Source organism: Pseudomonas sp. ML2-2023-3, assembly GCF_037055275.1.
GTDB lineage: Bacteria > Pseudomonadota > Gammaproteobacteria > Pseudomonadales > Pseudomonadaceae > Aquipseudomonas.
Genome location: NZ_CP146343.1, coordinates 1,264,981 through 1,284,198, shown reverse-complemented (window position 1 = coordinate 1,284,198; position 19,218 = coordinate 1,264,981). Strand labels below are relative to the sequence as shown.

The 19,218-nt window shown below is 60.7% G+C and carries 22 protein-coding genes; 10 read left to right on the top strand and 12 right to left on the bottom strand.

Annotated elements, in window-relative coordinates:
• Nucleotides 1–41 precede the first annotated feature (41 nt).
• Nucleotides 42–950 (bottom strand): LysR family transcriptional regulator, encoded by a 909-nt coding sequence (locus V6P94_RS05945; protein ID WP_133077052.1) that lies wholly within the window; start codon nucleotides 948–950, stop codon nucleotides 42–44.
• A gap of 152 nt (nucleotides 951–1,102) precedes the next feature.
• On the opposite strand from V6P94_RS05945, the gene V6P94_RS05940 reads away from it, so the two are divergent.
• The 6 genes from V6P94_RS05940 (at nucleotide 1,103) to V6P94_RS05915 (ending at nucleotide 8,343) form a co-directional block, all read left to right on the top strand.
• On the top strand, nucleotides 1,103–2,173 hold the full coding sequence (locus tag V6P94_RS05940; protein ID WP_133077053.1) for a sigma-54-dependent Fis family transcriptional regulator: 1,071 nt from the start codon (nucleotides 1,103–1,105) through the stop codon (nucleotides 2,171–2,173).
• Between the two features lie 100 nt (nucleotides 2,174–2,273).
• On the top strand, nucleotides 2,274–3,056 hold the full coding sequence (locus V6P94_RS05935; protein WP_326398560.1) for an SDR family NAD(P)-dependent oxidoreductase: 783 nt from the start codon (nucleotides 2,274–2,276) through the stop codon (nucleotides 3,054–3,056).
• Nucleotides 3,057–3,184: 128 nt separating this feature from the next.
• Nucleotides 3,185–3,427: an exodeoxyribonuclease VII small subunit gene (locus V6P94_RS05930; RefSeq protein WP_133077055.1), complete on the top strand. Its 243-nt coding sequence runs from the start codon at nucleotides 3,185–3,187 to the stop codon at nucleotides 3,425–3,427.
• On the top strand, nucleotides 3,424–4,311 hold the full coding sequence (ispA, locus tag V6P94_RS05925; protein WP_133077056.1) for a (2E,6E)-farnesyl diphosphate synthase: 888 nt from the start codon (nucleotides 3,424–3,426) through the stop codon (nucleotides 4,309–4,311). The genes V6P94_RS05930 and ispA overlap by 4 nt, the downstream gene beginning before the upstream one ends.
• A gap of 131 nt (nucleotides 4,312–4,442) precedes the next feature.
• Nucleotides 4,443–6,341, top strand: coding sequence for a 1-deoxy-D-xylulose-5-phosphate synthase (gene dxs, locus V6P94_RS05920; RefSeq protein WP_326398561.1), 1,899 nt, complete (start codon nucleotides 4,443–4,445; stop codon nucleotides 6,339–6,341).
• A gap of 130 nt (nucleotides 6,342–6,471) precedes the next feature.
• Nucleotides 6,472–8,343 (top strand): TonB-dependent receptor domain-containing protein, encoded by a 1,872-nt coding sequence (locus V6P94_RS05915; RefSeq protein WP_338649087.1) that lies wholly within the window; start codon nucleotides 6,472–6,474, stop codon nucleotides 8,341–8,343.
• 15 nt (nucleotides 8,344–8,358) lie between these two features.
• On the opposite strand, the gene V6P94_RS05910 is transcribed toward V6P94_RS05915, so the two are convergent.
• The 10 genes from V6P94_RS05910 to nrdR all read right to left on the bottom strand — a co-directional run bounded on the left by V6P94_RS05910 (nucleotide 8,359) and on the right by nrdR (nucleotide 15,867).
• Nucleotides 8,359–9,156 carry a cobalamin-binding protein gene (locus tag V6P94_RS05910; RefSeq protein WP_133077059.1) on the bottom strand — a complete coding sequence of 266 codons (798 nt, stop codon included), beginning with the start codon at nucleotides 9,154–9,156 and terminating at the stop codon, nucleotides 8,359–8,361.
• Nucleotides 9,156–9,575 carry an MFS transporter gene (locus tag V6P94_RS05905; RefSeq protein WP_133077060.1) on the bottom strand — a complete coding sequence of 140 codons (420 nt, stop codon included), beginning with the start codon at nucleotides 9,573–9,575 and terminating at the stop codon, nucleotides 9,156–9,158. The genes V6P94_RS05910 and V6P94_RS05905 overlap by 1 nt, the downstream gene beginning before the upstream one ends.
• Complete coding sequence (gene ribA / locus V6P94_RS05900; RefSeq protein ID WP_219262620.1) at nucleotides 9,572–10,189, bottom strand: GTP cyclohydrolase II; 618 nt, start codon at nucleotides 10,187–10,189, stop codon at nucleotides 9,572–9,574. Before ribA ends, V6P94_RS05905 begins: the two co-directional genes overlap by 4 nt.
• A gap of 225 nt (nucleotides 10,190–10,414) precedes the next feature.
• Entirely contained in the window at nucleotides 10,415–11,374 is a 960-nt protein-coding gene (thiL, locus tag V6P94_RS05895; protein ID WP_133077062.1) for a thiamine-phosphate kinase, read from the bottom strand.
• A gap of 15 nt (nucleotides 11,375–11,389) precedes the next feature.
• The gene (gene nusB / locus V6P94_RS05890) at nucleotides 11,390–11,890 is read right to left on the bottom strand and encodes a transcription antitermination factor NusB (RefSeq protein WP_133077063.1); all 501 of its coding nucleotides are present in this window, start codon (nucleotides 11,888–11,890) and stop codon (nucleotides 11,390–11,392) included.
• Entirely contained in the window at nucleotides 11,887–12,363 is a 477-nt protein-coding gene (gene ribE, locus V6P94_RS05885) for a 6,7-dimethyl-8-ribityllumazine synthase (protein WP_003444275.1), read from the bottom strand. Before ribE ends, nusB begins: the two co-directional genes overlap by 4 nt.
• A 92-nt stretch (nucleotides 12,364–12,455) precedes the next feature.
• Nucleotides 12,456–13,547: a bifunctional 3,4-dihydroxy-2-butanone-4-phosphate synthase/GTP cyclohydrolase II gene (ribBA, locus tag V6P94_RS05880; protein ID WP_133077064.1), complete on the bottom strand. Its 1,092-nt coding sequence runs from the start codon at nucleotides 13,545–13,547 to the stop codon at nucleotides 12,456–12,458.
• 16 nt (nucleotides 13,548–13,563) lie between these two features.
• Complete coding sequence (locus V6P94_RS05875; RefSeq protein WP_019824314.1) at nucleotides 13,564–14,226, bottom strand: riboflavin synthase; 663 nt, start codon at nucleotides 14,224–14,226, stop codon at nucleotides 13,564–13,566.
• A gap of 46 nt (nucleotides 14,227–14,272) precedes the next feature.
• The gene (ribD, locus tag V6P94_RS05870; protein ID WP_219262618.1) at nucleotides 14,273–15,406 is read right to left on the bottom strand and encodes a bifunctional diaminohydroxyphosphoribosylaminopyrimidine deaminase/5-amino-6-(5-phosphoribosylamino)uracil reductase RibD; all 1,134 of its coding nucleotides are present in this window, start codon (nucleotides 15,404–15,406) and stop codon (nucleotides 14,273–14,275) included.
• Entirely contained in the window at nucleotides 15,403–15,867 is a 465-nt protein-coding gene (nrdR, locus tag V6P94_RS05865) for a transcriptional regulator NrdR (RefSeq protein WP_019824317.1), read from the bottom strand. The genes ribD and nrdR overlap by 4 nt, the downstream gene beginning before the upstream one ends.
• A gap of 139 nt (nucleotides 15,868–16,006) precedes the next feature.
• Here nrdR and V6P94_RS05860 point away from each other — a divergent pair, with 139 nt between their 5' ends.
• From V6P94_RS05860 to trxA, 3 genes are read left to right on the top strand one after another with little or no spacing between them, the layout of a single operon-like run.
• Entirely contained in the window at nucleotides 16,007–16,456 is a 450-nt protein-coding gene (locus V6P94_RS05860) for a hypothetical protein (RefSeq protein ID WP_133077065.1), read from the top strand.
• Nucleotides 16,453–17,142 (top strand): methyltransferase, encoded by a 690-nt coding sequence (locus V6P94_RS05855; protein ID WP_133077066.1) that lies wholly within the window; start codon nucleotides 16,453–16,455, stop codon nucleotides 17,140–17,142. Before V6P94_RS05860 ends, V6P94_RS05855 begins: the two co-directional genes overlap by 4 nt.
• 31 nt (nucleotides 17,143–17,173) lie before the next feature.
• On the top strand, nucleotides 17,174–18,049 hold the full coding sequence (trxA, locus tag V6P94_RS05850; protein ID WP_133077067.1) for a thioredoxin: 876 nt from the start codon (nucleotides 17,174–17,176) through the stop codon (nucleotides 18,047–18,049).
• Between the two features lie 73 nt (nucleotides 18,050–18,122).
• On the opposite strand, the gene V6P94_RS05845 is transcribed toward trxA, so the two are convergent.
• Nucleotides 18,123–18,470: a hypothetical protein gene (locus V6P94_RS05845; protein ID WP_133077068.1), complete on the bottom strand. Its 348-nt coding sequence runs from the start codon at nucleotides 18,468–18,470 to the stop codon at nucleotides 18,123–18,125.
• Between the two features lie 134 nt (nucleotides 18,471–18,604).
• On the opposite strand from V6P94_RS05845, the gene V6P94_RS05840 reads away from it, so the two are divergent.
• Entirely contained in the window at nucleotides 18,605–19,174 is a 570-nt protein-coding gene (locus V6P94_RS05840; RefSeq protein ID WP_133077069.1) for a DUF2796 domain-containing protein, read from the top strand.
• The last annotated feature ends 44 nt before the right edge of the window (nucleotides 19,175–19,218 follow it).

Below are 19,218 nucleotides of genomic sequence, written 5' to 3'. Positions count from 1 at the left end.
TTTGCGACCGGTCGAGGTGCGCGCCCGTCAGCAACCACGGCTCAACTCACCACCTCTTCACAAGACACCAGCGCACAGGATTGTCGGGCGCTCTCGATGAAGGTCTCGATACAGGGGTTGTGATTGTCGGCCTTCCACACCGCCACCACTTCAATCACCGGTGCAGCGCGCAACGGTTTGAAGGTGGTGGTGGTCAGGCGCATGTTGCGCATCGAGCGCGGCACGATCGCAATCCCCAGGCCTTCGCCCACCAGGTTGACGATGGTTTGCTGCATATTGATTTCCAGTCCGATGTTCGGCGTAACACCGTGCTGCAGGCAGTAGCTGTAGATCATGTCGTGCAGCGCCGGGGCAATCCGCCGAGGCACGATGATGAAGGTCTCCCCGGCAAGCTCGCTCGGGTCGATGATGGCCTGTTCGAGGAGTCGATGACCCGGCGGCAGCACCACGGTCATTTCTTCCCGGTAGAGGGTCACGGATTCGAGCCCGGAGCAGTCCTGGGGGCGGTACATGATGGCAACGTCTTTGTTGCCGCTGCTGATGTCCTCGGCCAGGTCCAGGGGCAAGGTCTCGGTGAGCTTGAGGCTGACCTGGGGAAACTGCGCCGCGTAGCGCCGGGTAATCGCCGGGGTAACGCTGTAGGCCGTTGACATCATGAAGCCCACTGACAGCTCCCCCGCAGCGCCCCGCGCCGCAGCCAGGGCGTTGCGCTTGGCCTGTTCGAACGCAGCCAGCACCGTGGCGGTATCCAGGTAAAAGCGCTGACCAGCCTCCGTCAGCTCTACCCGTCGACTCGATCGATCAAAGAGCTTTACCCCGAGTTCCTCCTCCAACATGGCAATTTGCCGCGACAGTGGCGGCTGCGAAATATGCAGCCGTTCTGCGGCGCGACCAAAATGCAGTGTTTCGGCGAGCGTGCGGAAATAGTTCAAGTGACGGAGCTCGATCATGATGCTCTCAAAGGTATCAATGGATGATTTATTATGGATTGGAAAATATCGGTGCGCCTCGTTACTGTCATTTAACGCCATATCGACGGCTGTATCACAAGTGCGGCGAGTCGACATAGTCACAAGCTATACAATAATAAAAGGTGACGCTGATGCCTTCCGTATACGAACAACCTTCGTTTACCCAAGACCGTACAACTGCTGTCCACCCTGAATGCGACATTTCCCACGACACTGATCCGCAAGTGCGTCAGGCTTTTCGCCGCGCATTGCTCCTGATGGAGCGCGGCATTGCCGTGCTCATCCAGGGCGAAACAGGGACGGGTAAAGAAGTGCTGGCCCGTGCGCTGCACGAACACAGCCGGCGCCATGCCGCGCCGATGGTTGCCCTCAACTGCGCGTCCATCCCCGAAACCCTGATCGAAAGCGAGCTGTTCGGTTATTCCCGTGGCGCGTTTTCCGGCGCCCTGCCGGGGGGCAAAAAAGGCAAGGTCGCGCAGGCAGACGGCGGCACCTTGTTCCTCGATGAAATCGGGGACATGCCATTCGAGCAGCAGACCCGCCTTTTACGGGTGATCGCCGAACGCGAGATCACCCCCTTGGGTGCCGAGCGCAGTGTGCCGGTGAATTTCGCGCTGATCTGTGCGACCCACCAGTCCCTTACGCAACTGGTGGAGAACGGCAGCTTTCGCGAAGACCTGTTCTATCGCATTGCCACGGGCGTGGTGCAATTGCCGCCGCTGCGCGATCGCACTGACCGTGCTGAGTTGGTGTGCCGAATGGTCGCCACCGAGATCCCCGGCTGCGATCCGCGCCAGATGATAGCCAACGATGTCTGGACCTTGCTCCTCGGGCATGCCTGGCCTGGCAACCTGCGCCAGATGCGGGCCGTCATTCGCTATGCCTGTGCCGTCATGGAAGGCGCGCGCATCCAGCGCTGTGATCTGCCTGCGGATTTTCTGGCACAAACGGGAGAGCAGCCTGCGCAACCGTCCCGTGCACACCCGCACAACGTCACACCGATTCGCCTGGGCAGAATCCCCGCGCCCCCACTGGGTGAGCGCGAAGATGTACTGGGCGTACTCGTCGACTGCCGCTGGAACATGACGGCTGCGGCGCGGGCGCTGGGCATCTGCCGACCTTCGCTGTATCGCGTGCTTCGGCGGCTGAACATTGCCCCGCTCAAAGACCAGTTGGCACTGGGCCGCTACGCCCCTTCCTGACTGCTTTCACCGACTGACTTAACCGACTGACATAACCGGAGCCGGCCATTCTCCATCAAGGGGGAAGGCCGACATGCGCCCAGACCAAAGGATAATAATAATGAATGCTCCCGCCAATTTTGCGCCGATCAGCCTTTCGCTGGAGGGCCGTAACGCACTGGTCACCGGGTCTGCCCGCGGGATCGGGTATGCCATCGCCGTCGCCCTTGGCCAATGCGGAGCAAGGGTCGCGATTTGCGACCTCGACCACAGCGCCGCCGAGCGTGCCGTTGCCCAACTGGGCGAACTGGGCATCCATGCCATCGGGCTGGGGGTCGACGTGGCCGACGAACAGCAGGTGGAGGCAATGGTCAGCCAGGTTGAACGGGTCTTGGGCAGCGTCGATATCCTGGTCAACAATGCAGGGATCGTCTCGACCTTGCCCCTGCTGCAGGTGAGTGCAGCCGAGTGGAAACGGGTCATGGCCATCGACCTGAACAGTGTTTTCTACTGCGCCAAGGCGGTATTGCCAGGCATGATGGCCCGGCGGTCGGGACGAATCATCAACATAGCCTCTGTCGCCGGAAAACGTGGTGGCGGGCTGCTGGGCAACAGCTGCTACGCCGCCGCCAAAGGGGGCGTGATTGCACTGACCAAAGGCCTGGCACGTGAAGCCGGGCCGTTCAATATCACCGCCAATGCCGTTTCCCCGGCCTTGACCGATACCGACATGACCAGTGCACTGAGCCCTGACGCACGGGCCAGGGTGCTGGCAGACATGCCCCTGGGACGTGCCGGAACACCGCGGGACATTGCCGCTGCAGTGTGTTTCCTGGCATCGGATGCGGCCAGTTTTGTGAGCGGCGAAATCATGGACGTGGACGGTGGGTACATGCGCGACTAATGGGTCGCCATGCCGGTTTTCCGGGTTTTATCGGTCAAATTGAAGCGGGGGCAAGCCGCCCCCGATTTGCCCCAAAACCCGCTGTCTGCTAGTGTCGGCCGGTTTTAACGCCTACCGAGAATGCCGCCATGGCCCGCAAAAAAGCTTCACCGGATTTCGAACAGTCGCTCTCTGACCTGCAAACACTGGTCGAGCGTCTGGAAAATGGCGAGCTGTCGCTGGAAGATTCTCTGACTGCCTTCGAACAAGGCATCCGCCTGACCCGTGACTGCCAGGGCGCATTGGCCCAGGCCGAGCAGAAAGTCCAGATCCTGCTTGAGCGTGATGGTGAGTTGGCACAAGAGCCTTTTGATGCGGAACAGTCCGAATGATTGATGCTTACCAGATCAGCAGCCAGGCCCGCGTCAATGCGGCGCTTGAATGTTTGCTTGTTGCTCCGGCTCCTGAGCTGGCCCGTCTTTACGAGGCCATGCGCTACAGCGTCATGAATGGCGGCAAGCGCGTTCGCCCGCTACTGGCCTATGCCGCTTGCCAGGCCCTGGGCAGCGCCCCCGAGCAAGCCAATGGCGCGGCGTGTGCCGTCGAACTGATCCACGCCTATTCGCTGGTGCATGATGATTTGCCCGCAATGGATGATGACGATCTGCGACGCGGCCAGCCCACCACCCACAAGGCCTTCGATGAAGCCTGCGCCATTCTGGCCGGCGACGGTTTGCAAAGCCTTGCGTTCAGCGCCCTGCTAGACCCCCGACTCAACACCCTGGATGCTGAAACGCGCTTGCGCATGGTGACTGCCCTCGCACAGGCTGCAGGCCCGGCGGGCATGGTCGGCGGCCAAGCCATTGACCTCGGTTCTGTAGGCATGAAGCTCGATCAGGCGGCGCTGGAAAACATGCATCGGCACAAGACCGGGGCCCTGATCGAAGCCAGTGTGCAACTGGGCGCCCTGGCCAGCAGCAACGCGACTGCCGAAAATCTTCAGGCACTGAACATTTACTCGCGAGCCATTGGTCTGGCGTTTCAGGTTCAGGACGACATTCTGGATGTTGAAAGCGATACCGCGACGTTGGGCAAACGCCAGGGCGCCGATATTGCACGCGACAAACCGACCTACCCGGCGCTGATGGGTCTGGAGCAGGCCAAAGGCTATGCACTGGATCTGCGCGACCAGGCACTCAACGCCCTGCGGCATTTTGATGCAGGCGCCGAACCGCTGCGTGAACTGGCGCGATATATCGTTGAGCGCCGCCATTAATCGTCACACTCGGTAATTATTTCTGACAGCTCTAATGCCAAGGTCTTACTAACGAGTGCCAGACTGCGTGGGCAGCTTACGTTCCTTAAGGTAAACTGCCGCCTCTTCTTATACCTATAACGATTCGCCTGATGCCAACGACGTTTCAAGAGATTCCCCGCAACCGTCCGACTACGCCCCTGCTCGACCGGGCAGGCACGCCTGCGGGCCTGCGCCGCCTGGCCGAAGCCGAGCTGGAAACCCTGGCCGATGAGTTGCGCCTGGAATTGCTCTATACCGTCGGCCAGACGGGCGGGCATTTCGGTGCCGGCCTGGGTGTCATTGAGCTGACCATTGCGTTGCACTACGTGTTCGACACCCCGGACGACCGACTGGTGTGGGATGTGGGTCATCAGGCGTATCCGCACAAAATCCTCACGGGCCGTCGCGAGCAAATGGCGTCCTTGCGCCAGAAAGACGGCGTAGCCGCTTTCCCGCGTCGCTCCGAGAGCGAGTACGACACTTTTGGCGTTGGCCACTCCAGCACCTCGATCAGCGCAGCGCTGGGCATGGCCATTGCCGCCCGCCTGCAGAACAGCGACCGCAAGGCGATCGCCGTGATCGGTGACGGAGCGCTGACCGCCGGCATGGCCTTTGAAGCCCTGAACCACGCGCCGGAAGTGGATGCCAACATGTTGGTGATCCTCAACGACAACGACATGTCGATTTCGCGCAATGTGGGGGGGTTGTCCAACTACCTGGCCAAGATCCTGTCGAGCCGCACTTACGCCAGCATGCGCGAAGGCAGCAAAAAGGTGCTCTCGCGTCTGCCTGGCGCGTGGGAAATCGCTCGCCGTACCGAAGAATATGCCAAGGGCATGTTGGTACCCGGCACGCTGTTTGAAGAGCTGGGCTGGAACTACATCGGCCCTATCGATGGCCACGACCTGCCGACCCTGATCGCGACGCTGCGCAATATGCGCGACCTCAAAGGTCCGCAGTTCCTGCATATCGTCACCAAGAAAGGCAAAGGTTTTGCTCCCGCCGAAGCTGACCCGATCGGCTATCACGCCATCACCAAGCTTGAACCGCTGAACGCCCCGAAAGCGGCGCCAAAAGTTGCGAGCGGGCCGAAGTACTCGGCCGTCTTTGGCGAGTGGCTGTGCGACATGGCCGCCGCCGATGAACGCTTGATGGGCATCACTCCGGCCATGAAAGAAGGCTCGGACCTGATCGCTTTCAGCGAACGTTTCCCCAAGCGTTATTTCGACGTGGCGATTGCCGAACAGCACGCCGTGACGTTCGCTGCCGGCATGGCCTGCGAAGGCGCCAAGCCTGTCGTGGCTATTTATTCGACATTCCTGCAGCGCGGTTACGACCAGTTGGTGCATGACGTCGCCGTACAGAATCTGGACGTACTGTTCGCCATCGACCGTGCAGGCCTGGTGGGCGAAGACGGCCCGACCCACGCAGGCAGCTTCGACCTGTCGTTCCTGCGTTGCATCCCGGGCATGGTCATCATGACCCCGAGCGACGAGAACGAACTGCGCAAGATGCTCACCACCGGCCATCTGTACAACGGCCCGGCGGCCGTGCGCTACCCGCGCGGGACCGGCCCGAACGCTCCCATCGAAAAAAACCTTGAGCCGCTGGAAATCGGCAAAGGCGTGATTCGTCGCCAGGGCTCCAAGGTCGCCATGCTGGTTTTTGGCGTGCAACTGGCCGAAGCCTTGCTCGTGGCAGAAAAAATCGACGCCACCGTGGTCGATATGCGCTTCGTCAAACCGATGGATGAAGCACTGGTACGCGAAATGGCTGATAGCCATGAGCTGCTGGTGACCATCGAAGAAAACGCCATCATGGGTGGCGCCGGTGCGGGTGTCAGCGAGTTCCTGGCCCGTGAAAACGTGCTCAAGTCAGTCCTGCACCTGGGCCTGCCGGACATCTATGTTGAGCACGCCAAACCGAGCCAGATGCTGGCCGAGTGCGGCCTGGATGCGCCAGGCATTGAAGCCTCGGTGCGCCAGCGCATGGCATTGCTGGGTCTCTGACCAACCTGTACCTGTAGCCGCTGCCTTCGGGCTGCGATCGAGCCCGAAGGGATCGCGCTTTACATAGCGAAGGTCCTGCGGACCTTATCGCAGCCTGCGGCAGCGGCTACAGGTTTGATACCGAGAGCCCATGAAACACCTTCGTCTGGTTTTAATCCTCAGCAGCCCGTTGCTGGCCAACGCCGCCGAGCGCGAAAACGCGCTCAAACTCCCGCAAACACTGATCACCGGCAATCGTCAGGTTGAAGCGCGCTCCGACAGCAGCAGCGCCAACAGCGTGTTCACCCGTGAAGATATCGACCGCCTGCAACCCACCAGCCTGACCGACCTGCTGGGCCGGGTACCGGGTGTTCAAGTGGCGCGCAGCGGCGGGCGCGGCGGTTTGCCGGGGATTTATATTCGCGGCACCAAGTCGGCACAAAGCCTGGTGCTGGTGGACGGCCAACGCATGGCCAATGCCACTTCGGCCGACAGCAACTTGCAGTACCTGAATATCGATCAGATCGAACGAGTGGAAGTGCTGCGCGGATCGCGATCAGTGATCTACGGCAGTGATGCGATCGGCGGGGTGATTCAGATTTTCACTCGCCGTGGCGCCAATCAGGCCCCGCAGCTTCGAGTCCGCAGCGCGATGGGCAGCTATGGCAGCTCAGACAACAGCGTCGGGATATTCGGTGGTGATGCGCAAACACGCTACAACTTGAGCGCCAGCCTCGAACAGACCGCGGGGATCAACCGTACTCACGAGTCCTTCCCCAGCGACAACGACCATGATGCTTATCGCAACAAGTCACTCAGCCTGAATCTGAGCCACTACCTGAGCGAAGACCTTGAGGTCGGATTGACGGCGATGAAGAACATCGGCAAGACCGAACTCGACAACTCGTTCGGGCGCTGGGACCCGAGCACCATGACAGTCAGCGGCCAGCAACTTTACAGCGACTTCGATATCAGCAGCGTCGCCAGTTTTATCGACGCCCAACTCGCCGAGCGCTGGAATTCACGCCTGGAGCTGGGCCACAGCGAGAACCGTGAAAAAACCCGGGACAAGCTCAGCCCGGACCTCTACAGCTTCAATACCTATCGCGACTCGCTGAACTGGCAAAACAACCTGACGCTGGACGATCAAAACACCCTGATCCTGGGCGCAGACACCTATGAAGACCGCGTGCGCAGCAGTACTGTTTTCGACGAGGACAGTCGCTGGAACCGCGCCGCCTTTATCCAGCACCGCTTCCACGGTGATTACTTTTCGACCGAGCTGGGCCTGCGTCACGACCAGAACCAGCAATTCGGCAGCCACAACACCTGGAGCGCCAGCCTGACTGTACCGCTCAACGCCGACAATGATGTGCTGCTGTCTTACAGCGAAGGGTTTCGCGCACCTACGTTCAATGATTTGTACTACCCACAATTCGGCAACCCGAATCTCAAACCGGAACATTCCAAGAGCTACGAACTGCAGTGGCGCAGTCAGCTGAGTGAAACCAGCCGCCTGGAAACCTCGCTGTACCGTACCGAGATTCGTGACGCGATTGTGGCCGATGCCGACTTCATCCAGCAGAACATCGGCGCAGCACACATCACCGGTTTCGAAAGTGCCTTGCAGCAGGAGTGGTTCGGCTGGCAGAGCAGTCTGGGCATCGCGATCATCGACCCTCGCGATAAAGGCACCGGCCACACGTTGGGCCGTCGCGCACGCCGGACGTTAAGCCTGGATCTGGATCGGCAATTCGACAAGATGGGGGTCGGCGCCAGCTGGCAAGCGGTGAGTAGCAGCTTCAACGATGAAGACAACAAGCAACCCATTGGCGGGTATGACGTGCTGGGACTGCGCGGCAACTGGCAGGCCAGTTCAGAAGTGCGGTTCGATGTGAAGGTCGACAACCTGCTGGACAAGCGCTTCACCCGCGCGCTCTACAGCTATGACGGCAACTACTACGGCTATCGGGAAGAACGGCGCAGCTTGCAGTTGGCCATCACCTGGACCCCCGAGTTATGACACCTGCGGCAGCGACTACAGAGCCTTGATCAACTGCTCACACAATCTGGCGGTCGCTTCCAGCATCTGCGCGCTTGGGCGTTCCAGGCCTTTGTCGGCCAACAACAGCAAACGCCCATGCTTGACCGCATCAATTTGCGGCCAGGCTTTCCAGGCATCCAGCTGCGCCTGGGTGCTGGCAATGATCACCTCGGGATTGCGCTGCAGAACGGATTCAATGCTGACTTGCGGCGCAGGCAGCTTGAGGTCGTCAAACACATTTTTCGCCCCGCACACGGCCAGCGCATCACTGATGATTTGCCCGCCACCGATGGTGTACAGAGGCTGATCCCACACCTGATAGAACACTCGCACCGGCTTGTCGCTCTGATACTGCGCCCGTAACCCGGCAAGACGTTGACGCAACTGGCCAGCCAACTGGTGTCCCCGTGCCGGGCGCCCGAGGGCAGTGGCCAGGGCTTCAAGCTGATCCGCCAATTGTTCGAGGCTACCGGGCTCAGCAATGTAGGTCGGAATCTTCAGGTTACGCAGCTGTTCGCGCTGTGCGATGCCCACACTGCCCGGCCAGAGCAACAGCAGGTCGGGTTGAAGGCTGAGCAGGCGCTCCATGTCCAATTGCCCGTAGCGGCCCACCGAGGGCACGCTGACCAGCTCCGGTAATGGCTCGCCCGCATCCAGACGCCCCACCAGCACATCGGCAGCGCCCAGTTCGACAACCATTTCAGACAAGGAAGGTGAAAGGCTGACCACACGGAGGGTGGCCAGAGAAGGCATGCTGGCGCTCAGCAGCAGAGCCGCCAGCAAGACGCGCATCAGCCGACCTGGCGGGGAATGCGGTAAAGGTAAAACAGGACCAGCGTCGACAAGGCCAGCAGCAACAGGGGCACACCTTCAAGCCCGACAAACACTGCCAGGGCGGCGATCCAGGTGGGCAACCCCGCTGCCAGCAAGGCACGATGACGCACACGGGCCAGCTCATCCCAGGCCGCCGGTTCTTGCGGGGTGTCGAGGGCTTTTTGCAGGTTGATCAGGCCATGTTTGTAAGGCCCGAACGTGCGCAGGGTCGCGAACATGGATGCCACGCCAGCAATAAAGAACGGCATCGTCAGATCAGGCAACAGCGGCTCGGAGTCGCCAAAAAACCAGTTGGCCAGCACCAGCGGGAGCAGGGTCAGTATCAACTGTTGCCACCAGCTGAAGCTCAGGCGCCGACGGCGCTGACCGCGGGTCACGCCGGGTCAGCCTCGTTTTGATGCTGGTTGCCCATCATGTGACCGAGCTTGTTGGCCTTGGTCGCCAGGTACAGTTTGTTGTGCGGGTTGTGCCCCGTGTGCAGCGGAACACGCTCTGCCACGGTGATACCCATATCGGTCAAGGCTTTGACCTTGCGCGGATTGTTGGTCATCAAACGCAACGACTGCACACCTACATGCTCAAGCATCGGCAGGCAGATGGCGTAATCGCGCTGGTCGGCAGCAAAGCCAAGACGCTCGTTGGCTTCAACGGTATCGGCGCCTCCATCTTGCAGCTCGTAGGCACGGATTTTATTCAACAAACCAATGCCACGGCCTTCCTGGCGCAGGTACAACAGCACTCCACGCCCTTCGCGGGCAATGGCCTGCAAGGCCGCTTCGAGCTGAGAACCGCAGTCACAGCGCTGGCTGAACAGGGCATCACCCGTCAGGCATTCAGAATGAACCCGCCCCAACACCGGAGCACCATCGGCCACGTCGCCCAAACTGAGCACAACGTGTTCACGGCCCGTGGTTTTCTCAAGGAAGCCATGCATGGTGAATTCGGCAAAGGGGGTAGGCAACTTGCAAGCGGCAACGAAAACGACGGGCACCGTGTGCTCCTGATCAGTTTGAGGACTGGAAATTCGCAGAGGCGGCATTGTAACAGGAGGTTCCAACAGACGCTTAGGCTGAATTACCGAGGATAAATATCTAAAAGTTTGATGACTTGTGGCACACACAGTACCTGTGGGAGCGGATTTGCTCGCGAAACAGGCGATGGGGTGTATCAGGCTGAACGTGGCGATGTCATCGCGAGCAAGCCCGCTCCCACAGGGTCAAGCATGAAAATGCTGATATCCGCGCACTGCAGGGGTGATGTCTGAGCCATCCGTATCCAGCAGAGTCACGCCCTGCCCTTCGACCACGCGACCAATCACATGGATCGGCCAGCCATCGGCCAGCAACGTCGGCAGTTCAAGCGCGGGCAAGGTGAACGCCAGAACATAATCGTCACCCCCGCTCAACGCCGCTTGCTGCGCACCGCCATCGCCCAGGAACTCTTCCAGCGCCAATGACACGGGCACCCGGTCCAGCTCAATCACCAGACCCGCCTGTGACGCCAAGGCAATATGGCCACAGTCGGCGAGCAGGCCATCGGAGATGTCCAATGCCGAAGTGGCTTTGCCGCGCAATGCCTGACCCAGCGCCAGCTGCGGCTGCGGCGACCAGTAATGGGCCAGCAACGGTTCGCTGATGATCGGCTCGGCGGTACGCTGCCCCAACACCAGCGGCAACGCGCCAGCCCCATTGCCCAGCTCACCGCCCACACACAACAGGTCGCCGGGTCGGGCACCGCTGCGGGTCAGGGCCTGGCCGTTGGGTACCCGGCCGAACACCGTGAGCGTCAGGCATAACGGGCCGCGCGTGGTGTCGCCGCCAATCAGGCGCAGGCCACAGGCTTGGGCCATCATGTTTAATCCGCGGGCATACGCCTCTAACCAATCGGCTTCAACCGTCGGCAAGGTCAGGGCAAGGGTAAAGGCGAGGGGTGTTGCGCCCATGGCCGCCAAATCGCTGGCCGCCACCGCCAGCGAACGCTGACCAAGCAAGAAAGGGTCGCAAGGATCTGCGAAGTGCACCCCGGCTACCAGGGTGTCGGTGGAAATTGCCAGCTGTTCCCCGAAGGGAACATCCAGCAGGGCGCAGTCGTCGCCAATCCCCAGGGCAACACCCTCGCCGCGCTGCGCACAGGGCGCGGCAGCGAAGAAGTTGCGGATCAGCTCAAACTCGCCCATGGCCGACAGCGCCGTTTAGCGCTTGTAAGCCTTTACTTCAGCTTCACGCAAGCGTGGCGCCAGTTTGTCGAGCACACCGTTGACGAACTTGTGGCCGTCGGTGGAACCGAACACTTTAGCCAGCTCGATACCTTCGTTGATCACAACGCGGTAAGGCACGTCGACACGCTTGATCAGCTCCCAGGTGGACAGGCGCAGAACGGACAGCTCAACCGGGTCGAGTTCTTCGATGGTGATGTCCAGGCACGGAATCAGCGCAGCATCGATCTCGCCTTTGTGCGCAGGTACGCCGTGCAGGATTTCACGGAAGTAAGCGGCGTCAACGTCGGTGAAGTCGTTATCGACGCGAAACTGCGCTTCGATCTCGTTCAACGACTGCTTGGCCATGTGCCATTGGTACAGGGCCTGAGTCGCGAGTTGACGCGCTTCACGGCGCTTGGCGCTCTTGGAGGGTTTGCCAGCGTCCGCAGGTTTTGGATCGCGCGGGTTGAAACGATCGCTTTCGTCGGAAATCACTTGGCCTCCAACTGTGCCAACAGGCTGACCATTTCAAGGGCGGACAAGGCAGCTTCAGCGCCTTTGTTGCCGGCTTTGGTGCCGGAACGCTCGATGGCTTGCTCGATCGAATCAACAGTCAGTACACCGAATGCTACCGGTACGCCGAACTGCATGGACACCTGGGACAAGCCCTTGGTGCATTCGCCAGCAACGTATTCGAAGTGCGGAGTACCGCCACGAATCACGGCGCCCAGGGCGATGATGGCGGCGAACTCGTTGCGCTGGGCAACTTTTTGCGCAACCAGCGGGATTTCGAACGCACCCGGCGCACGAATGATGGTGATGTCGCTTTCGTTCACACCGTGGCGAACCAGGGCATCAACGGCACCACTCACCAGGCTTTCGACAACAAAGCTGTTGAAACGGCCAACTACCAGAGCGTAGCGCCCTTTGGGGGCGATGAAGGTACCTTCGATGGTCTTCAGGGTCATTCGGTATGTCTCGTATTAAAGAGCCAGAACGCACTCGCGTGCGTTCTTTAAGGATATTGGGCCACGAATTTCAGACAGGACACGACCGGTCTTTATTCGGAGGGCACGTATTCTACAACTTCCAGATCGAAACCGGATATGGCATTGAACTTCATTGGTGAACTCATGAGGCGCATTTTGCGCACGCCCAGGTCACGAAGGATCTGCGAACCGGCACCGACGATGCTGTAGGTGGTCTGTTTTTTCACCGGCGCGTGGTCCGCGGTTTCGCGGATATTGGCCAGCAGTACGTCGCCATCCAGCGGATGCCCCAACAACAGCACCACACCACTGCCCGCCTCTGCTACCGCGGTCATGGCGGCGCGCAAGCTCCAGCGGCCCGGCTGTTTGACCATCAGCAGGTCACGCAGCGGGTCCATGTTATGCACCCGAACCAGGGTCGGTTCTTCGGCGCAAATCTTGCCCAGGGTCAGGGCCATGTGCACATCGCCTTCGACTGAATCACGATAGGTCACCAAATTGAATTGGCCCAGTTCGCTGTCCAGTGGCTGCTCGGCAATCCGCTGAACGGTACGTTCATGGATCATCCGGTAGTGAATCAGGTCGGCAATGGTGCCGATCTTGATGCCGTGTTCGGCCGCAAAGGTCTCCAGTTCCGGACGACGAGCCATGGTGCCGTCATCGTTCATCACTTCGCAGATCACGCCGCTTGGCTCGAAACCGGCCATGCGCGCCAGGTCGCAGGCCGCCTCGGTGTGACCGGCGCGGGCCAGAGTGCCGCCCGCCTGGGCCATCAGCGGGAAGATGTGGCCAGGGCTGACGATGTCTTCGGCCTTGGCGTCCCTGGCCGCAGCCGCTTGCACGGTGCGCGCGCGGTCAGCGGCGGAAATGCCGGTGGTCACGCCGGTAGCCGCTTCGATCGATACGGTGAACTTGGTGCCAAAGCCGGAGCCATTGCGCGGCGCCATCAATGGCAGCTTGAGCAGCTCGCAGCGCTCGCGGCTCATCGGCATGCAGATCAGCCCACGGGCGAAGCGCGCCATGAAGTTGATGTGCTCGGCCTTGCAGCACTCGGCGGCCATGATCAGGTCGCCTTCGTTCTCGCGGTCTTCGTCATCCATGAGGATGACCATCTTGCCTTGGCGGATGTCTTCAACCAGTTCTTCGATGCTGTTGAGCGCCACGCGGCACCCCCTTAAGTCAGGATTTGAGGTAGCCGTTGGCGGCCAGAAAACTTTCGCTGATGCCACCCGAGGTCGGCTCGGCGGCTTTGTCGCCCAGCAGCAGACGCTCAAGGTAACGCGCCAGCAAATCGACTTCGAGGTTGACCCGGCGACCCGGACGGTAGTCGTCCATGATGGTTTCGCTCAGGGTGTGCGGAATGATGGTCAGGGAGAACTCGGCGCCATTGACCGAGTTCACGGTCAGGCTGGTGCCGTCGACCGTGATCGAGCCTTTGTGGGCGATGTACTTGGCCAGTTCCTTGGGCGCACGGATACGAAACTCGATGGCACGGGCGTTCTCTTCACGGGAGATCACTTCACCCACGCCATCAACGTGACCGCTCACCAGATGACCACCCAGGCGCGTGGTCGGCGTCAGGGCTTTTTCCAGGTTGACCCGGCTGCCGCTTTTCAGATCGTTGAACGCGGTGCAGTCCAGGGTTTCGCGGCTGACGTCAGCCGCAAAGCCGTTGCCCGGCAGTTCAACGGCGGTCAGGCACACGCCATTGATCGCGATGCTGTCGCCGAGTTTGACATCGCTCAGGTCGAGCTTGCCGGTGTCGATGGAAACTCGCACATCACCGCCCTTGGGGGTCAATGCACGGATGCTGCCGATGGATTCGATGATGCCGGTAAACATGGCGTTCCCCTTGAGAACAAAGCCTGCGTAAAACGAAGACCGAGAATTATACGCTCGCTGGCGGCACGGGAATGGCGGTGACTCGCCAGTCATCGCCCACCGCGCGCATTTCAGTGATTTTGAGCAATGGTGCTTCGCTCATGTGGGTCAACGGCAGCTCAAGCAGTGGCCGGGCTGTGGAGCCCAAGAACTTGGCCGCGACGAAGATCTGGTACTCATCGACCAGGCCTTGATCGGCAAATGCCCCGGCCAGGCGCGGACCGGCCTCGACCAGCACTTCGTTGACGCCGCGTGCCGCCAGCGCAACCAGCAATTTGCGCAGATCAACCTGGCCGTTGGCACCGTGGATCACCAGGCATTCGGGCCCCGTGCGGTACTGCTCGGCAGGTGGCACGCAGGTGGCGACCAGCGCCGGGCCAGCCTTGAAAAACGGCGCATCCAGCGGCACCCGCAAACGCCCGTCGATCAGTACCCGCAGCGGCGGCCGGCTGAGCGCCAATGCCGTCAGCTCAGGGCTCAGACCCAGCTCGGGGCCACGCACGGTCAGGCGCGCGCCGTCGGCCAGAACCGTGTCGGCACCGGTCAGTACGACGCTGGCCTGGGCCCGCAGACGCTGTACCGCAGAGCGCGCCTCGGGACCGGTGATCCACTGGCTTTCGCCATTGGCCATCGCGGTGCGACCATCAAGGCTCATCGCCAGCTTGACCCGCACAAACGGCAGGCCATGTTCCATGCGCTTCAGGAAGCCCGGGTTCAGCGCCCGGGCATCGGCTTCCAGCACACCGCTGAGCACTTCAATCCCGGCGTCGGCCAGACGCTTGAGGCCGCGCCCGGCGACTTCCGGATTGGGGTCCTGCATGGCCGCAACCACACGCGCCACGCCAGCCGTGATCAGGCCTTCGGCGCACGGCGGGGTGTGGCCGTGATGGCTGCACGGCTCAAGGGTGACATAGGCCGTGGCGCCACGGGCCAGCTCGCCCGCTGCGCGCAGGGCGTGGACTTCTGCATGGGGCTCGCCGGTGCGCACATGCCAGCCTTCGCCAACGATCTGCCCGTCACGCACGATCACGCAACCGACACGCGGGTTGGGATGGGTGGTGTACAAACCGTTGCGCGCCAACTCGATGGCGCGGGCCATGTAATGGATGTCTAAAATCGATTGTTCAGGGGACTGGGTCATTCTTTGGAAGGCTCACGGGCAAGTCGGTCGATCTCTTCGCGGAACTCGTTCAAGTCCTGGAAGCGTCGATAGACCGAGGCAAAGCGGATATAGGCCACTTCGTCGAGCTTTTGCAGCTCGCCCATGACCAGTTCACCAACAACCAGCGATTTGACTTCACGTTCGCCGGTGGCGCGTAGCTTGTGCTTGATTCGGGCAAGGGCGGCTTCAAGGCGCTCGACACTCACCGGGCGCTTTTCCAGCGCCCGCTGCATGCCGGCGCGCAGCTTATCTTCGTCGAAGGGCTGACGACTGCCGTCTTGCTTGATCAGACGGGGTAACACCAACTCGGCTGTTTCAAAGGTGGTGAAACGTTCACCACAGGCCAGGCATTCGCGCCGGCGACGCACCTGGTCGCCCTCGGCGACCAGACGCGAGTCGATGACTTTAGTGTCGTTGGCACCGCAGAAGGGACAGTGCATGGTGGCAGCCAACAAAAATGGGGAGCGCCATGTTAGCGCATCCCACTGGCAAGACAAGCCATAGGCTTTACGGTATACAGACGGGCTACTATGTTTTACACCATCTGTTACATCGACTGACCTGCTGCTGGAGCCGTGTATGCCGCTACGAACGCTTGTTTTGCTGTGCCTTGCCAGTTTGCTGGTGGCTTGTAGCAGTGAGCCACCCAAATCGGCACAGCCCCAAGTGCTGACGCAGCCAAAAACCGACGCCCCGGCTGACCTTGGCCCGCTACCGGCGTATCAGCGCGAGTTGAGTGGCGTACTGACTGGCGCGCCGGCAGGCGCCGAGGTTGAGCTGGCCATACTGATCGTCGACGACCGCGGACGCCCCCAAGGACTGATGGCCAGCAGCAAAATCATCGGCAACAACCAGGCCCTGCCATTCAAGCTGCGATTCAACCCCGAGGCCTTCCCCGCCGGTGCGCGGGTCGAACTGCGCGGACGCGCCAGCCAGTCCGGGCAACTGATCCTGCACCTGCCTTCACGGATTATCAGCCAGCCCACTACGCAGGCGCTGGGGACCCTGGCACTCGTCAAAGCGCCATGAACACACCGCTAGACCTGCAGCAGTCGCTAGGCGAGTTATTGGGTGATGCGCAACTGGTCATCACCGACTTGCCGGACACCGCGCTCAAGCTCTGGTTGATCGATGCGCACAATATGGATCGCGCCTTCACCCCTGACGAAACCCGGCGCATTCTCTACGAGCCGCCCTATTGGGCGTTTTGCTGGGCCAGCGGGTTGGCGTTGGCGCGCTTTCTGGCCGATCGGCCGCACTGGGTCAAAGGCAAGCGCGTGCTGGATTTTGGTGCTGGCTCCGGCGTCGCGGGGATTGCTGCTGCCCGGGCCGGGGCGCTGGAAGTCGTGGCCTGCGACCTTGACCCGCTGGCGCTGGCAGCATGCCGGGCAAATGCGCAACTCAATGATGTGGAGCTCGGCTATTCCAGGGACTTTTTTGCCGAGGCCGACCGGTTTGACCTGATCCTGGTGGCTGACGTGCTGTATGACCGCGAAAACCTGCCGCTGCTGGATCACTTCCTCGCCCGCGGCCAACAGGCGCTGGTCGCTGATTCCCGGGTGCGTGACTTCAGGCATCCGCTGTATCGGCAGCTGGAAATGCTCAAGGCACTGACCTTGCCCGATCTGGCCGAACCCCACGAATTTCGCAACGTCAGCCTGTATCACGCGCAACGCGAACCAACGCCTTTCAGCGCTCGCGTCCAGCCTTTATAGTTGCCCTCATTTACCTGCTTCGAGACACATAATGAATCAGCCTACGCCCTCTTTCAGCTTCGACGTAACCTCCGCTGACTTCGACAAACTGGTTGTACAGGCGTCTTTCGAGCAGCCCGTGCTGGTGGATTTCTGGGCCGAGTGGTGCGCGCCCTGCAAGGTGATGCTGCCGATCCTGGAACAAATCGCCGAGGACTATCAGGGCGAGTTGCTGCTGGCCAAGGTCAATTGCGATGTCGAGCAGGACATTGTGGGCCGTATCGGCATTCAGACTTTACCCACGGTCGTGCTGTTCAAGGACGGCAAGGTGGTCGACGGGTTCCAGGAAGCACAGCCTGAATCGGCGATCCGCGCCATGCTCGCCCCCCACGTGGTCATGCCTGAACCTGAGGTAGAAGACCCGCTGGTACAGGCCCAGGCGCTATTTGCCGAAAGCCGTTTTGCCGATGCCGAAGCCCTGCTCAAAAGTATCCTGACCGAAGACAACAGCAACGCCAAGGCACTGATCCTGTACGGCCGTTGCCTGGCCGAGCGCGGTGAGTTGACTGAAGCGCAGGCCGTGCTGGATGCCGTCAAAAGCGACGAGCACAAAGCCGAACTGGCAGGAGCCAAGGCTCAGCTGACGTTTTTGCGTCAGGCGGCAGACTTGCCGGATGTTGCCGATTTGAAAACCCGCGTGGCGCAAAACCCGCAGGACGATGAAGCGGCGTACCAACTGGCGATTCAGCAATTGTCGCGCCAGCAATATGAAGGGGCTCTGGACGGCTTGCTGAAGTTGTTTACCCGCAACCGCAGCTATAACGAAGGCATCACCCACAAGACGTTGCTGCAAGTGTTCGACCTGCTGGGCAACGATCACCCGCTGGTCACCACGTACCGCCGCAAACTGTTTGCTGCGCTGTACTAAACGCCGATACATCTCTGTAGCAGTTGCCGAGGGAACGAGGCTGCGTTCGGCGGCAGCTGCTACAGGGTTTTTGTTACGCCCCGTCAACCCAGCTATAGATCGGTGAGTCTGCACCGCTGATCACCTTGACCTCGGCACAATGACGCAGGCGCACCAACAAGCGCTTGCCAGCGCCCGTACTGCCGGTCAGCGCTTCAAGCTGGCCCAGCAGTTCAGGCCCGGTCATCTGGCCAGCCTTGCGCAGCAAGTCTTTGGTCGTTTCCCATACCGCATCGTCCTGACTCGCGGGCTTGGCAGGTGGCGCAGCGGCCGGCGCATCACCCACAGGCAACTGCGCACCCAGCTTCGCCCAATCGCTATCATCCAGCTCCACCGTCAAATCGACCGGCCAGTCACCTATCGTTCCGCGAATGCGCACCATCGTTGTGCTCCTGAAATTTCATGAAGCCATGCTCCCATGCGTCTTGCGTAACGCCAAGCACACGGGCAAACTCTCGCAACACTTGTTATAAGATCACATAACAAAACATTCATATTTCTTGCTGGAGTGCTCCCATGCGCCGTTTGCTTCTTGCTTTGCCGTTTGCCTTGTTGCCGCTGGCGATGGCTCACGCCGCCGACGATCACGATCACGATCACGACCATGAACACGGCAGCCTGGCGCCCCATGAGCATGGCGTGGGAAGCTTGAATGTGGCGCTGGACGGTCAGACACTGGAACTGGACCTCGACGGTCCGTCAATGAATCTGGTGGGCTTTGAACACGTGGCCACGACCCAAGATGATAAAGCCAAGGTCAGTTTGGCCCGTAAACAACTGGAAGACCCGCTGGTACTGTTCAGCATCCCGAAGGCAGCTGGCTGCATAGCTGACGATCAGGAGCTCAAGAGCCCGTTGTTCGAACCGGCTCCTGAAGAAGGCGCAGCCAAGGGCGAGCACCACCATAGCGATATCGAAGCCCACTACGCGTTTACGTGCAGCAAACCGGATGCTCTGAAAGCCCTGGACCTGACCCAGTTTTTCAAGACATTCCCCGGCACTCATAAATTCAAGGTACAACTGATCGGCCCAAGCGGTCAGCAAGCGGTGGAAGTGACGGCCAAGGCACCTACGCTGAAGTTTTAAATACCCGCCCCTCTGTGGGAGCGGGCTTGCTCGCGATGGCGTCA

What these genes read in the sequence shown, in the direction of transcription:
- V6P94_RS05940 (WP_133077053.1), top strand. Translation starts at nt 1,103, where the DNA reads ATGCCTTCCGTATACGAACAACCTTCGTTTACCCAAGACCGTACAACT.
- ispA (WP_133077056.1), top strand. Translation starts at nt 3,424, where the DNA reads ATGATTGATGCTTACCAGATCAGCAGCCAGGCCCGCGTCAATGCGGCG.
- V6P94_RS05910 (WP_133077059.1), bottom strand. Translation starts at nt 9,156, where the DNA reads ATGCGCGTCTTGCTGGCGGCTCTGCTGCTGAGCGCCAGCATGCCTTCT.
- V6P94_RS05935 (WP_326398560.1), top strand. Translation starts at nt 2,274, where the DNA reads ATGAATGCTCCCGCCAATTTTGCGCCGATCAGCCTTTCGCTGGAGGGC.
- V6P94_RS05845 (WP_133077068.1), bottom strand. Translation starts at nt 18,470, where the DNA reads ATGGTGCGCATTCGCGGAACGATAGGTGACTGGCCGGTCGATTTGACG.
- trxA (WP_133077067.1), top strand. Translation starts at nt 17,174, where the DNA reads ATGAATCAGCCTACGCCCTCTTTCAGCTTCGACGTAACCTCCGCTGAC.
- dxs (WP_326398561.1), top strand. Translation starts at nt 4,443, where the DNA reads ATGCCAACGACGTTTCAAGAGATTCCCCGCAACCGTCCGACTACGCCC.
- V6P94_RS05840 (WP_133077069.1), top strand. Translation starts at nt 18,605, where the DNA reads ATGCGCCGTTTGCTTCTTGCTTTGCCGTTTGCCTTGTTGCCGCTGGCG.
- ribD (WP_219262618.1), bottom strand. Translation starts at nt 15,406, where the DNA reads ATGACCCAGTCCCCTGAACAATCGATTTTAGACATCCATTACATGGCC.
- V6P94_RS05930 (WP_133077055.1), top strand. Translation starts at nt 3,185, where the DNA reads ATGGCCCGCAAAAAAGCTTCACCGGATTTCGAACAGTCGCTCTCTGAC.
- V6P94_RS05860 (WP_133077065.1), top strand. Translation starts at nt 16,007, where the DNA reads ATGCCGCTACGAACGCTTGTTTTGCTGTGCCTTGCCAGTTTGCTGGTG.
- ribE (WP_003444275.1), bottom strand. Translation starts at nt 12,363, where the DNA reads ATGACCCTGAAGACCATCGAAGGTACCTTCATCGCCCCCAAAGGGCGC.
- nrdR (WP_019824317.1), bottom strand. Translation starts at nt 15,867, where the DNA reads ATGCACTGTCCCTTCTGCGGTGCCAACGACACTAAAGTCATCGACTCG.
- thiL (WP_133077062.1), bottom strand. Translation starts at nt 11,374, where the DNA reads ATGGGCGAGTTTGAGCTGATCCGCAACTTCTTCGCTGCCGCGCCCTGT.
- V6P94_RS05945 (WP_133077052.1), bottom strand. Translation starts at nt 950, where the DNA reads ATGATCGAGCTCCGTCACTTGAACTATTTCCGCACGCTCGCCGAAACA.
- V6P94_RS05875 (WP_019824314.1), bottom strand. Translation starts at nt 14,226, where the DNA reads ATGTTTACCGGCATCATCGAATCCATCGGCAGCATCCGTGCATTGACC.
- V6P94_RS05855 (WP_133077066.1), top strand. Translation starts at nt 16,453, where the DNA reads ATGAACACACCGCTAGACCTGCAGCAGTCGCTAGGCGAGTTATTGGGT.
- V6P94_RS05915 (WP_338649087.1), top strand. Translation starts at nt 6,472, where the DNA reads ATGAAACACCTTCGTCTGGTTTTAATCCTCAGCAGCCCGTTGCTGGCC.